Origin of the sequence: Vibrio spartinae (assembly GCF_024347135.1) — a bacterium.
Lineage (GTDB): Bacteria > Pseudomonadota > Gammaproteobacteria > Enterobacterales > Vibrionaceae > Vibrio > Vibrio spartinae.
Genome location: NZ_AP024907.1, coordinates 3,625,350 through 3,638,865, shown reverse-complemented (window position 1 = coordinate 3,638,865; position 13,516 = coordinate 3,625,350). Strand labels below are relative to the sequence as shown.

Annotated in this window: 8 protein-coding genes; 3 read left to right on the top strand and 5 right to left on the bottom strand. The window is 48.3% G+C overall.

Features of this window, described 5'->3' with window-relative positions; genetic code table 11:
- Positions 1-70: 70 nt before the first annotated feature.
- Together OCU60_RS16220 and OCU60_RS16215 are read right to left on the bottom strand one after the other, a co-directional pair.
- The gene (locus tag OCU60_RS16220) at positions 71-694 is read right to left on the bottom strand and encodes a 3'-5' exonuclease (RefSeq protein WP_074372988.1); all 624 of its coding nucleotides are present in this window, start codon (positions 692-694) and stop codon (positions 71-73) included.
- Between the two features lie 4 nt (positions 695-698).
- Positions 699-2,525 (bottom strand): DUF294 nucleotidyltransferase-like domain-containing protein, encoded by a 1,827-nt coding sequence (locus tag OCU60_RS16215; RefSeq protein ID WP_074372989.1) that lies wholly within the window; start codon positions 2,523-2,525, stop codon positions 699-701.
- Between the two features lie 292 nt (positions 2,526-2,817).
- On the opposite strand from OCU60_RS16215, the gene OCU60_RS16210 reads away from it, so the two are divergent.
- Complete coding sequence (locus OCU60_RS16210) at positions 2,818-3,999, top strand: 3-phenylpropionate MFS transporter (protein WP_074372990.1); 1,182 nt, start codon at positions 2,818-2,820, stop codon at positions 3,997-3,999.
- 113 nt (positions 4,000-4,112) lie between these two features.
- On the opposite strand, the gene OCU60_RS16205 is transcribed toward OCU60_RS16210, so the two are convergent.
- Complete coding sequence (locus tag OCU60_RS16205; protein ID WP_074372991.1) at positions 4,113-5,441, bottom strand: 6-phospho-alpha-glucosidase; 1,329 nt, start codon at positions 5,439-5,441, stop codon at positions 4,113-4,115.
- An 86-nt stretch (positions 5,442-5,527) separates the two neighbouring features.
- Positions 5,528-7,084 carry an alpha-glucoside-specific PTS transporter subunit IIBC gene (locus OCU60_RS16200; RefSeq protein ID WP_074372992.1) on the bottom strand — a complete coding sequence of 519 codons (1,557 nt, stop codon included), beginning with the start codon at positions 7,082-7,084 and terminating at the stop codon, positions 5,528-5,530.
- A gap of 422 nt (positions 7,085-7,506) precedes the next feature.
- Here OCU60_RS16200 and OCU60_RS16195 point away from each other — a divergent pair, with 422 nt between their 5' ends.
- Together OCU60_RS16195 and OCU60_RS16190 are read left to right on the top strand one after the other, a co-directional pair.
- Entirely contained in the window at positions 7,507-8,211 is a 705-nt protein-coding gene (locus OCU60_RS16195) for a GntR family transcriptional regulator (RefSeq protein ID WP_074372993.1), read from the top strand.
- 160 nt (positions 8,212-8,371) lie between these two features.
- Positions 8,372-11,827, top strand: coding sequence for a PAS-domain containing protein (locus OCU60_RS16190; RefSeq protein ID WP_074372994.1), 3,456 nt, complete (start codon positions 8,372-8,374; stop codon positions 11,825-11,827).
- A 187-nt stretch (positions 11,828-12,014) separates the two neighbouring features.
- Here the strand turns inward: OCU60_RS16190 and gppA are convergent, their stop codons facing one another.
- Positions 12,015-13,511, bottom strand: coding sequence for a guanosine-5'-triphosphate,3'-diphosphate diphosphatase (gene gppA, locus OCU60_RS16185; RefSeq protein WP_074372995.1), 1,497 nt, complete (start codon positions 13,509-13,511; stop codon positions 12,015-12,017).
- Positions 13,512-13,516: the final 5 nt, after the last annotated feature.

The following is a 13,516-nucleotide window of genomic DNA, read 5'->3' as shown; positions in this document are numbered from 1 at the left end:
TGATTCAAGGTGTCACAATGATTGGGAACGCTGTTTGTTTTGGGTGCTTCCCCGCAGGAAATGACAGCGTTCAGGCGGAAGAGAAGGATGGCAGATCACCTTGAGTCAAACGCACAAATACCAGCGCCGCAGAGAGCGCATCTTGCAAGGCATCATGTTTATTTTGTAACGGTAGATCCAAATGACGACAGATGGCTTCCAGACTGAGGTCGCAATAGGCATTCGGTAGCATTTTTTCCAGTTGTTCATGATAGAGCTGGCTCACTTCAATCAGGCGGTTCGGCAACGGAAAGCCCAGATGTTTGCGGCAGGCGATATCGAGAATGGTTTTATCATAACGGATGTGATAACCCACCAGTGGCCGGTTCCCGATAAAATCTAACAACTGGATCAGCGCTTCGGCTTCGGTCAGACCATCACTGAGATCCTGATGACGGATCTGGTGAATGCGGACTGAATCAGCATTCAGCGTTCTGGGGGCGCACAGCTTCACTTCAAACGACTGACTGGTCAGAATCCGATTGCCGATAATTTTTGTGGCGGCAATTGAAACCAGTTCTGCCTGTTGCGGATTGAGGCTGGTTGTTTCGCAATCCAGTGAGACGAATTCCTGATGCTCCGGTGATAAGAACAAGCTCCGATAAGCGGAATCTTTGAGTTTGTAGTACCAGTATCGGCGTGAGATTCGGTTCATGGGCTTAGTCTCTAATCTGGTAGTGGTATGACAACCACTGTTTGAATTTTTTGACAATATGCAAGCTGTGACGTAACAGATCCCGTTCAGTGCTGTCGAGCAATTTAATGTCCAAATGATTATGGCGCTCCGGTTGTTGCAGCTGTTGCATGAGTCGGAGCTTAAAGAAGAGTTTTAGCGCTTCACTCAGATTGTCTGCGGTCTGTCGTTCCAGCACGCGTTTTTGGGTGAGCGCTTCGATACGCTTGAACGTGTTTTGTTCGGTCATCCGGTACTCCAGACTCAGGGCCCGGATACCGTGGACAATCGGAAAAATACCGCCTTGTTTGATATCCAGCCCTGATTTGGAGGATTTTACGTTGCCGAATAATGTCAGCGGCAGGGAGAAATTCAGTGCAGGGCGGGTGAAAGCTGACAAGATCAGTTCTTGATCTGCCATCAGCTCGGAGAGGTGCTCTCGTACGGGGTGTAACAGCATCCGATTGCCGGCAACGGCCTGAGCATCCGCCATAATGGCGATATTCATTATTTGTTCTGGTTTGGCTTGTTCGACCCATTGTGAGAGCGCTGCTTGCCAGTTCCGTTGGGATTTTACCCAGAATGGGTTGTTGACCATGACTTTGCCCGGGCAGACCGGATAGCCGAGTTGTAGCAGTGTATGGGTCAGTTTATCCATCACATGCTGACAATCCGGCCAATCGGTATCATCTTTGATGATTAACGCATTATCCTGATCCGTTTTGAGCATCTGTTCTCCGCGTCCTTCTGAGCCTAAGACCAGCAGGCAGCATTGCTGTTGCATCACCGGCGGGACGATGAGTTCAAAGGCTTTCTCGATGATCTGTTCATTGACGGCGGCAATCAGTTCCATCATAAAACGGGTTCTGATGCCGTTGCTGACGAGGTTTTCGACTAATTTGTGTTGTTGGTTGGAAGCGATTGTCAGCGCCTCGATACTGGATGCTCTGGCAATGCTCAGTGTCAGTACATGGGAGTGGGTGGAAAAGGTACTGAGAATCTGAGTCATATCCAACATGCCAACCGCTTGGTTGCCATCACACACCATAATCCGCTTGATCCGGTTGCGGATCATCATCACCATCGCATTAAATAGAAATTCACCATCATTGACATGAAATACCGGGAAGGTGGCGATTTGACCGACCGGGGTGTTGACTGGCTGCATGTCTAATGCCAAAGCATGGAGCATGTCTGTGCGGGTGACAATGGCATACGGATGTGTATGCGCTGTCTGCGTGAGCCGAGCGTCGTTCGCTGGCAGTTGTACCAATGCGGCATCGCAATTGTTGTCTTTGAGCAGCCCGCTGACGTCTGCAATGGTTTGCTCTGGGGTGACGATGATCGGCGGATGATAAATCGCCCGATCCACTTTGGTCAGAATAAACTCTGCGAGGTTCTGTTGTTGTTGTGCATTTTCGAGCAGTGCTTGACGGGTGGCGAGATTATTATCGAAATAAGCAGCAAATTGTCCGTTCTGATGATAAAAATCCAGAAAAACCGATTTGGGCAATTGATAGACCAGCGTATCTTCCAGTGCGACGTATTGATGTCTGACTGTTCCGTCAAGCAGGGAACGAACATCGAAAATATCTTCGCTCGCGTAGTGAGCAAAGACTTCCTGACCATCTTCTGAGCGCTCTTCAACCACACCTTTGATGAGAATGTGCAGATATTGTCCGGTCTCACCGCGACGTAGCAATGTGTCCCTCGACCGAAAGTAAGCGACATCCAGCGCAGAGAGAAGCTGCTGCTGTTGCGCTGGGGTCAGGCAATCAAACGGGGAAGAGTGAAGATTGAACTTATCCGGCATAGCAACCTTTCTGGTTGAGGGCATCTGATTTAATTTTGGCTGAAATCTGATTTGCCTCCAGACGACTTTGGTCTAATGCCAGCAACAATGGCTCAAGTGCTATGAATTCAAGGGGGAGAAATATAATGCCCGCAACGCATAAGCATCAGGGTGAATCCTCATCGGGGAAATATAAGATATAGGGGAAACATAGTGTTGAGTAATATTCCCTTTTCCTGATATGGCATTCAAAGCATAATAGTCGCGGTTATCTATATCCGTCATCCGTCGCTTTTCGCATCAGTAGGTTGTTATGCTCAGTATTTCTCCGTTCCGCTGGATCTCTCAGTACTATTTCGGTTTTTTCTTTGTCTATGGCATCTATACGCCATTTTGGGCATTGTGGCTCAAAAGTGAAGGCGTGGCACCAACAGACATCGGACTGATTATGGGGCTGGCGTTTGGCACCCGCTGTCTGGCTAATTTACTGATAACGCCGAAAGTCCACCGTGCTGAATGGTACGTGCCGATGCTGAGGGTGTTGACGTTATTGGCGATAGGGTTCATTGCGGCGCATATTTTTGCCGTGGAGCATCTGATTTGGATTGCGCTGGTAACCATCCTGTTTAATTCCTGCTTTGGGCCGATCATTCCGCTTTCGGACACGGTCGCGAACTACTACACCAATATGAAAATGCTCGATTACGGCCGGACTCGGTTGTGGGGGTCGGTTGCATTTATTGTCGGTTCGCTGGTGGTTGGCTGGATTGTTGCGCATTGGGGAAATGACTGGATTCTGTATACGGCGTTATTGGGGATGAGCGTGACATTTTTAATCAGTCTGCGCGCGCCAAATCCTAATCCGGTGACTCACACCGAAACTCAAGTGGTTCGCCCTAAACTGATCGAAATGCTGAGAGACAAGCAAGTGATTAAGTTCTTAGTGCTGGTTTCTCTGATTCAGGGGAGTCACGCGGCTTATTACAGTTTCAGTTCCGTGTATTGGAAATCGGTCGGCCATTCAGAAGAAATTATTGGTTATTTGTGGAGTTTGGGCGTCATTGCAGAAATCTGTATTTTTGCGCTCAGTCGTCGCCTGTTCGGTTCGTGGTCGATTCGGGGGATGTTTTTGCTTTCTTCCTGTGCGGTTGTGGTGCGCTGGAGTTTGACGGCTTCCACCACTGAGATTGCTGCTCTGGTGTTCATTCAGTTGCTCCATAGCCTGACATTTGCGGTCGCACATCTGGCGACCATTCGTTACATCCAACAAGCTGTCCCGGAGAAAATGGTCGCGTTACAGTCACTGTACAATGCCATTCCTCTGGGGGCGGTGATTGCAACGATGACGGCAATCAGTGGTTGGGGGTTTGAAAGCTGGGGCGCTAACATTTTCTGGGGAATGGCCCTGATGGGCGTGGTGGCACTCTTTGTTCGGCTGGAGCCGCGTCGTACTGTGCGAGAAAATCGTTTAAATTCCGCACCCGGGCAGGGGTAGAACAGAAAAAACCTCTTTACGTCAGGTAAAGAGGCTTTGAATAGCCGCTAATCCGAGTGACTTTTTAGAAAACGATACAATCTAGAAAGCGATTCAACCACGTTACGCTGGGGCTATTCTAGTGTTGGCCAAAAGTCTTTATTGGCTTCAATCAGGTCGTCTAAAATGGCCTTGGCAACGGAAGCACTCGGGACTATTTTCGAGAGCGTAATGGCTTGCCAGAGTTTCTGATAGGATTTTTCGGTCCAAGCTTCAACGACCAATTTTTCGACAGCAACCTGCTGGCTCATCATCCCGTGTTGGAATGTCGGGATCGCACCGACCCGGAGCGGTTCCGGTCCATTACTGCCGATCAGACAAGGTATTTCAACCATCGCATCGGTGTTGAAGTTTTCGATTGAACCTTGGTTTTCCACAATCAGTAACATGCGTTCTTTGGTGTTAAAGGCAATCGCCCTTGCCAAGTCAACAATATAAGATGCGTGTTCATCGACTTCTAATGCACATCCTGCCGCAGTTTTTTGCTCTATCACCTTACGGCATTCGCCGAAGACATGTTTTTCTCTGCCTTCCATCACTTCATTGGCCCGAGTATGTGTTGGATCTGAATGAGCAACAACGTCATCCGGGAACAGATAATATTTCAGGTAAGTGTTCGGCAAGGTTTCCGGGTCGAGTGCATACACCGCTTTAGCCTTAGCAAAGGTATCATTCCAACTGGCTTCAACATGTTGGCCGGCTTCCGGCGTCGGCGGTACATAACCATGTTGGGCGACATACTCTCTTAGCTTCGGCATTAAGTTTTCACCCTGTTTATTGGTAATCGTTTTCCACCAACCGAAGTGGTTGAGCCCGTAGTACATGACATCGAAATCTTTGCGGGATGAATAACCCAGAATACTGGCCATCCGGTTCTCAATACCGATCGGCATATCACAGATATTGAGGATTTTACTCTGGGGACAGAGTGCCCGGGTGGCTTCCGCTACAATTGCGGCCGGATTGGAATAGTTCAGCATCCACGCATTCGGTGAGTATTGTTCCATATATTTAACCAGTTCAAGCACGCCCCCGATAGAACGCATGCCATAAGCGATGCCACCCGGTCCACAGGTCTCTTGACCGAGCACGCCATGCCGCAGCGGAATTTTCTCATCCAGCTCGCGCATCGGATATTTGCCGACGCGAATATGCGCCATCACAAAATCGACGTCGGTAAATGCTGTTTGTGGATCTGTGGTATAGGCAAAGTCGATTTGCGGTGCTTTCTCTTTCAATAAAATTTTACAGGCTTCAGCAACGACTTCTTGCCGAGCACCGTCATTGTCATAAAACGTCAGACGACGAATCGGGAAGCGGTTGAGATTCTCCAGAAGCATCAGAACGATACCGGGGGTAAAGGTGCTTCCGCCACCAGCAATGACGATTGAAAACTGTTTCATGTTGATCTCCTTTCGGTCATATTTTCATGCGCTTTAAATGTATTTTTCATGTCTTGTTGAAGATACGGTTCTTTCAAACTGCGTGTTCAGATATGAAGTAGCCCCTCACACTCTTCTCTGACCTGGGGCACGCTGAGCCCGATAATAATTTGTATGGCTTTGCCGTTGCGTACGACACCGTGTACGCCCATATCTGTGAAGATTTGGTCGCCAACAATCTGCATCGGATCGATGACAGTGACCCGCAAACGTGTGGCACAGTTATTGAGCTGTTCGATATTCCTTTCACCGCCTAGTGCTTCGATAAGGCGACTGGCAAGGCTGCCGGCCGGATGTGTCTCTCTACTGGCTTTCGTTTTGTAATCCGATTTCTTGTACAGTTTCGCTTCACTGTTTCTACCGGGGGTTTTCAGGTCGAACCGGATGATCAACATTTTGAACAAGAAGAAGTAGATGACGGTGAAACAGAGCCCGACCGATATCTGGGTCAACATCACGTAAGCATGATGGTTGTACATCGGGAGCCAATTTTGTGAGACGATTTCGATCAGTCCACCACCCATGTTACCGACGACACCGAGGCTATACATGATGGCAGACATCGTGGCGGCCAGAATGGCATGAATCACAAACAAGAACGGAGCAACAAAGAGGAAAGTAAATTCAAGCGGCTCGGTAATACCGACCAGAATGGATGTTAAGGTGGCTGGAATCAGTAATCCGGCGATTTTGCTTTTATTTTCTTCATCGGCTGTCATGTAAATGGCAAGGGCAATCCCGATTGAACCGAACAACTTTGAATTACCGTGTAAGGCAAAACCACCCGAAGGGAATAGCGTTTTCAACGGTAATGTCGATTGGCTGAATTCCTGAATGTGTTGTGCCCAGTTCATCATGATGCCGTTTTCTACGGCAACCGGACCGAAGATGAATGGACCGTAGATGAAGTGATGTAATCCGGTCGGGATCAGGACGCGTTCTAAAAATGTGTATAGCCAGACGCCCAGCGTGCCGGATGCCAGCATCAGTCCTTGTAGAGAACTGATAGCTGCCTGAACTTTCGGCCAGATCATTAGTGTGGCCCATGCGCAGGGGAGCATGGCAAAGAAAGCAAGAATGGCAATGAATGCGGTTCCTTGAAAAATACCGAGATAATCCGGCAATTTAGTGTCAAAGAAACGGTTATGCAGATAAGTCACCAGACTGGCGATTAATATGGCACCGACAATACTGGTATCGAGAGTTTTGATGCCGCTGATCAGTGTCAGGCCGCTGACCCCTCCGGGTGACTGAGAAAAATCAACACCGAAGTCGCTGCCCCAAACGGTTGCCATGGCTGCAATGAAGTAGTTGTAGGTCAGATAGGAGAGAAATACCACGAGGCAGGCCCGGGCATGCGCTTTTTGTGCCAGACCTATCGGTAGGGCAATGGCAAAAATCAGTGGCATGTTACGGAAGATGGTCCATCCGCCTTCTTCCAGTATTTTCATCAATTGAAAAAAAGTGCTGTTGGTGTCGGCAAGCGATCCCATAAAATCAGGATTTTTTAGTACGATGGACAGCCCCACGATAATCCCTGCAAAAGGGAATAGGAGGACTGGTGTAAACATGGCTCCACCGAACCGTTGTATTTGACTTAACATGGTTTACCCTTCCAGTATGCTATCGCTGTAAAGCGATTTATTGGTTCCCTTTATATCCTCCGAATTTGAAGTCTCAGTCTCCTCCGAACGAACGGTGAAGTGATGTATATCGGGGGACTTGTTGGTCATCCCGCTGAAAAATCAATGTTTCGGGAATATATTTTCACGTTGATTTGGATTGTTTTTTGTTTGCCGGCGAGTTCAGAATAGAAATTAATAGTTGAGATTTATCTGCTCAGAGAATTGGAATGTGATACTTATCACTAATAATTATGTGGATGTTTTGTATAAGTAAACTCTATTTATTAGACCTATTCTATTTTTACTTATTTTAAAAATAGAAATTATATTTTAATTTATTGATATATATTATTTTTATTTATAAATATGAAATAGACAACCAAACAGTAATAGGTATAAAAGTGATCTATATATTAATTGCCAATGACTTGAGAAAACGAATTAATTCTGATGAATTTCGTTTGAATCAGCCATTACCGAGAGAGGTGATGTTGGCCGAAGAATATCAGGTTTCCCGGATGACACTCCGGCGTGCAATTGATTGTTTGGTTGAGGATGGACTCATCGAGCGTCGTCACGGTAGCGGAAATTTTGTGATTGATAAAGAGATAGCTCATGAGAATAAAGGGCTCAACAGCCTGACTGAACTGAGTCAAAAAAACAATAAATCGATAGTGAGTCAGGTACTCAGCTTTTCGATGATTCCTGCGCCGGTCAGCGTCGCTCAGCGGCTCAAAATTCAACATGGTGAATTGGTCTACTACATTGTTCGTGTTCGTTATCTGGATGACCGGCCCGTGCACTACGAAGAGTCTTATCTCCCCGTTAAACTCTATCCCACGTTGTCGATTGCTCATCTGGAAAAATCAAAGTTTGATTATATTGAGAAAGAGGCCGGATTCGTCATTGAGGGGAATTATTTTACCTTTTTGCCGATTTTAACGCCGGCTTCGATTGCGGCCTACCTGAAGGTCGAAGAAGGAACACCGACAATGCAAGTGACTTCGATCAGTAACGCCCCTGACGGAACCATCCTCGATTTTTCCATCACGACTGAAAATATCCACCATTATCAGTCCACGTATTATTTCCGGAGAACCCGGTAAACAATAAATCTATGCGTATGGGATCTCATTGGTTTGTCACTGTGCTGCAACGTGAATCATTTTCGGTATAAAATTGTTTTGATTTCAGTGACTCAGAAAATGAAGCCAGCTATTCTTACTTTCTGTCTTATTTTCTGACTTGGGCGATAAGGAGCACTTCATGCCGTCATGGATTGTCATTCCGGTTCTGTTTCTTTATTTAGGGCTGCTGTTCTTTATCGCTTGGTATGGTGACAAAAATCTGAACTGGCTGGCACGCTTTCGGCCTTGGATTTATAGCTTATCTATCGGTGTCTATTGTACTTCGTGGACGTTCTACGGCACGGTCGGACAAGCCACTAATCATGCTTGGTCATTCTTACCGATTTATCTCGCACCGATACTCGTCTTTGTCTTTGGCTGGCGGATATTAGCCCGTCTGATGCTGATTGCGAAGCGCGAACATATTACGTCTATTGCTGATTTTATCGCTGCGCGTTATGGCAAATCTCAAGGACTTGCTGTGGCTGCCACGCTGATTGCGGTCATCGGTATTCTGCCTTATATCGCCCTACAACTTCGTGGTGTGACGATGGGAATCCATGTCGTGACGTCAGATTTCCCTTTCCCTGAGCAGTTGACCGAAAGTCACATTTCTTGGGTGGTCGTGTTGGCGCTCGCGGTGTTTACTATTTTGTTTGGCACCCGGCATATCGATAATACTGAGCATCACCGCGGTATGATGATGGCGATTGCGTTTGAGTCGTTGGTGAAGCTGGTGGCATTTTTATGGGTCGGTCTGTTTATCGTCTATATCGGTTGGCACCAGACATCATTCGACTTGGGGCATATTGTGCTCGAATCGATGGTTGCACCGCATTGGCCGACCCTGATCATTCACCTTGTGTTGACCATTCTGGCCATTATTTGCTTGCCTCGCCAGTTTCATACCATGGTTGTCGAGAATGAAAAACCACAGGATCTCCATGTTGCCCGTCGGATATTTCCTGTCTATCTGATTCTGATGGGGCTGTTTGTGCTGCCGATATCATGGGTCGGTTCGGGGATGATGGATGCCAGTTTGGCAGAAACTTTCGTGATTAGTATCCCCAAGGCTGTTGACTCGGATGTGATCGCGATGATTGCGTTTCTCGGCGGGACCTCGGCTGCGACCGGGATGGTCATTGTTTCGACGATTGCGCTCACCATTATGGTGTCTAATGATCTGGTGGTGCCTTTCTTACTCCGGCGGATACGGTTTTCTCATCAGGGGCATCGTCATTTTTCCCGCTTGTTACTCAGAATCCGTCGCGGATTGATCTTAGTGTTACTGGCTTGTGCTTGGGGATTCTATCGCGTACTGGATGCGGTTCCGTCGCTTTCTGCCATTGGTTTTCTCTCTTTCGCGGCAATAGCTCAGTTTGCACCGGCATTGATTGGTGGGATTTACTGGCGTGACGGGAATAAAAAAGGTGTTTATGTCGGTTTGGCGGTTGGTTTTTCACTCTGGCTGATGACCTTAATGGTTCAGACGCATCTATTGGCCGGAGATGCTCAGTCTAACCCACTCATTTGGCTGATTAGCCCCCCGGAGGCGATTGCCGGTTTAGGTATATCGAGGTCTGATTGGGGGATGATCCTCAGTGTTGTGCTCAATACCCTCTGTTATTGGAGTGTTTCCATCATTACTCGTCCGACCCTGAGTGAGCGCTTACAGTCAGCAACATTCGTCGGTACGCCATTCCCTGATAATGAAAATATGACGCTATATCAGAGCCGGGTATCTGTCGCGGAGCTGGAAATGCTGGTCGCCCGTTTTGTCGGGCGAGGTCGGATGAAGACGGCGTTCGAGCAATTCTGGGCGCAGCAGCAGAAGCGTTATTTACCCAATCAGCAGGCTCCTGCGGCACTGATCCGTCATGCCGAGCGAGTGTTGGCCGGTGTTTTCGGTGCATCTTCAGCGAAGTTAGTGCTTGCTTCTGCGTTGCAGGGTAAAAATATGCACCTTGAAGAAGTTGCCGCAATTGTGGATGAAGCGTCAGAACTGTACGACTTCAGCCGCAGTCTGCTTCAAGGCGCCATCGAACACATCGGGCAAGGATTGACGGTGGTTGATAAACAGTTGCGGTTGGTGGCTTGGAATCAGCGTTATCTGGAGCTGTTTTCTTACCCTCCGGGGTTGATTCAGGTTGGCCGACCAATTGCCGATATCATTCGCCATAATGCGCGACAGGGGTTGTGTGGACCGGGCGATGTTGAAACCCATGTTCGCAAACGGGTCGATCATTTAGAGAGCGGGACCCGGCACACCTCCTCGCGAGTCCGACCGGACGGGAGAGTGGTTGAAGTTCAAGGCAATCCGATGCCCGGTGGCGGGTTTGTCATGAGCTTTACCGATATTACAGCGTTCCGGGAGGCTGAAGATGCCCTCAAACAGGCCAATGAATCGCTGGAAGAGCGAGTGCATCTACGGACTCAGGAGCTGGAAAAACTCAATCGTCAGTTGGTGCAGGAGACACAACGGGCGGAACGCGAATCCCGTTCAAAATCTCGTTTTCTGGCTGCGGTAAGCCACGATTTGATGCAGCCGCTCAATGCCGCCCGGCTATTTGCATCATCGTTGTCGGAAATTGCCCGGGAAGTTGAAGTACAACGCCTTTCTGCACATATTGAAAGCGCCTTGGGGGCGGCCGAGGAATTAATCGGGGATTTGCTGGATATTTCCCGACTCGAATCCGGGAAGCTGGATATCAATATTCACAGTTTCGCCATTCATGATGTGCTGGTGAATTTGAATGCTGAATTTCATGCGATTGCCAAACAACAGGGGATCGATTTTACGCTGGTGCCTTCGTCGGTGGTGGTGAAGTCAGATCCGAAGCTACTCCGACGGATTATTCAGAATTTCCTGACCAATGCGTTCCGCTATGCCCCCCATGGGAAAGTTGTGCTCGGTATCCGTCATGTTGGTGCGCAAGTCCGGATTGAAGTATGGGACAACGGGATCGGGATTGAGCCAGATAAGCAGCATGAAATTTTTGAAGAGTTTAATCGTGGCGGGCAGGTTCGTTCTGAACAGGGACTCGGGCTTGGATTGGCTATATCAAAAGGGATTGCTTATGTGTTGGGGAATGAAATCTCAATGCGCTCCTGGCCCGGGCATGGCAGTGTGTTTTCGCTGTCACTGCAACGTTCTCATCCCGGGGAAGTTGCAGATAAAGTTGCCCCTGCCGTAAATGACGTGACTGATTTGTCGCAGATTAAAGTGTTATGTGTGGATAATGAAGTCGATATTCTGACTGGTATGTCTGATCTGTTATCTCGTTGGGGGTGTGATATTCGCACCTCAACCAATTTAGTCGAGAGCTTGAGAACACTGGATGATGCGTGGATACCGGATGTTATTTTGTCCGATTACCGATTGGAGCAGGGACGGACTGGGCTGGAAGTCCTACAACAGTGCCGTTTGCGTCTGGGGAATCAGTTTGAAGGGATTATTATCAGTGCTGATCGGACGCAAGAAATGATGGATGCGATTCAGTCAAACGGATTTGGTTTTTTACCGAAACCGGTCAAGCCTTTGAAATTACGGGCGGTACTCAATCGTGTGCGACAGCAAACGCGTGCTCACGGTTAAGGTCATGAGACAGTAAACGAAGATTGAGCGTTCGGGTGTACGGGGTCTGTTGAGTATCAGATCGCGTGCCGGATGGGACAGAAATAACCCGACCGATTGGGTCGGGTCAGTCAATGTGTTTGCTCGAATCAGGCGGTTTTATTCGTGGCTTTCTGTACATCCAAGACGCGGATAAAACCAACCCATGCTAGGGTTGGGCAATGACTTCCAGTGGCCATCCCATATCGGTTTGTCGGTTTGCTTCGATTTCCAGTTCAGCTTTGGTCAGTGGGTTCGCATCGAGCCACTGGGCATTCAGCGATAATTGGAGCGTGTCTTCCGAGCACGCCAGCTTGACACGAGGTTCGAGTGCTGAATTGCGTCGGTGGCTAAGTAACACTGCAAGACGTAAAAGTCTGAGTAAGCGTTTACTACTGGCTCCTGAAAGGGCGTATTGCTCTGGCATTGACGTGATATTATCGCGATAGCGACGGATCAATTCACCGAGACAATAACGTTGTGCGCGGGTAAAGCCGGGCAGTTCCGAATGCTGGATCAAATAAGCACTGTGTTCCCCGCCTTTTTTATAATCCACCGCTAAACCGATTTCGTGTAACTGTGCGGCGGCTCTGAGTAGCATTTCTGCCTGAGGTTCGACGATCCATGCGACGCCACCACACTGGTTAAACAATTTACTGGCAAGGTCTGAGACCTGAGCCGCGTATACCGTATCGATTTGATAGCGACTCTGAATACTGTGGATGGTTCGCTCTCGGATATTATCCTGACGTAATCCATCAATCATTTCATAAAGCAGTCCTTCCCGAAGGGCTCCGCCTGCCAATGTCATGGCTTCGATTTGGCATTCCTCAAATATAGCAATCAGGATCGATAGACCGCTTGGGAAAACCAGTGCTCTTTCCAACGTCAGTCCTTCGATTTCCAGTTCTTCGAGATGATCCGCTCGCATTGCCTGATTTTGGAGGCGCTTCAGTTTGCTCAGTGTAATGACTTCATCCATCCCCTGAGCCAGCATGATTTCCTGTAACGCTTGTACTGTCCCGCTGGCCCCGACGCAGATATCCCAGCCGATCGTGCGATATTGTTGCAGGATCGGCGTTAGCATTTTTTTCGCGTCTTCGATCGCATGTTCGAAGTTTTCTTGAGAGAGCTGACGATCTCTGAAGTGTTTTTCGAGCCAAGTGACACAGCCCATTTTTAAACTGGTTAAGGCTTTGGCTTCAAAACCTTCACCAATAATCAGTTCGGTACTTGCGCCACCGATATCAACCACGAACCGACGTCCGCTGCCACCGGAAGTATGAGCGACTCCTTTATAAATGGTAGCGGCTTCTTCTTCACCTGAAATGGTTTCAATCGGATGTCCGAGGATCTGATTGGCCTGACGCAAAAATACATCGACATTGACGGCCGTCCGAAGAGTTGCCGTTCCGACAATGCGGATATTTTCTTTGGGGATATCCTGTAATCGTTCTGCGAACAGACTCAAACAGTCCCAACCCCGCTGCATCGCCTCCTGGCTGAGTGCATTATTCTCATCCAGTCCGGCGGCAAGTCTCACTTTCCGTTTAATTTTGGCCATCGTCTGTATACTGCCTTCAACATGACGAACAATCAGCATATGAAAGCTGTTTGAACCCAGATCGATTGCAGCATAGAGAGGTGAAGATACGGCTTGGCTCATAGATT